This window comes from Alkalibacterium iburiense (assembly GCF_039521845.1).
GTDB classification, from domain to species: domain Bacteria; phylum Bacillota; class Bacilli; order Lactobacillales; family Carnobacteriaceae_A; genus Alkalibacterium; species Alkalibacterium iburiense.
Genome location: NZ_BAAACW010000028.1, coordinates 1 through 757, shown reverse-complemented (window position 1 = coordinate 757; position 757 = coordinate 1). Strand labels below are relative to the sequence as shown.

General features: G+C 39.5%; 1 protein-coding gene. It reads right to left on the bottom strand.

All coding sequences use genetic code 11. The features are described 5' to 3' along the window. Positions 1–626, bottom strand: a 626-nt coding sequence (locus ABDZ53_RS02500) for an LCP family protein (RefSeq protein WP_343753657.1), incomplete at its 3' end; no start/stop codon positions are given. Positions 627–757 lie beyond the last annotated feature (131 nt).

Genomic DNA, 757 nt, shown 5'->3' with positions numbered 1-757 from the left:
GTCTGGAAGCCTTCTTCTAAGTAGATGGATCCGGTCTGATCATTAGAGTCCATTTCTCTAATCGTGACGGGCACATCCATTTCAATACCACCCAGTTCATCAATGATATTTAAGAAAGCAGAGAAATTAAAGGTAGCGTAATAATGAATCGGAACGTCTAACCATTCTTCAATCGTCTGTACCATAGCACTTTCTTCGCCTACAGCATAAGCGGCATTAATGCGATCATGTCTGAGAACCTGTCCATTTTTTATAATGGGGACGTAGGTATCTCTAGGAATAGAAACCATGTTCATTTCATGCGTCAACGGATTCAACGTGGCATAAATGATGGAGTCAGCCCGAGTGGATTCCAATGGCCGGGTAACATCGTTATCGACTCCGAGTATGAGAAAGGAAACAGGTTGCTCAATGGGGTCTACTTTTTCAACCGGCTCTGGACGGTCGATTTCTACAAACGATGCGTCAATTTCATTCTCAACAGTGGCTAAGAGATGGGCAATGTAAATGGCTCCTGCTAAAATAATCGCAAATAGCGGGACTAAAAAGAGTAGTAGAATACGTTGTTTTTTCTTTTTTTTCTTTGATTTATTTTGTAATCTTGAATGGTATTGGTTATCAGGCACGTGGAGTGACTCCTTTAATCGACTTTTTTAAATCTGTTCATACTGAGTTCTATTATCATCTCAATTGAATAACATGTCAATAGTCTCAAAGAAATACTCGTTAAAAAAGACGAATCGTCATTCCTTGTTCA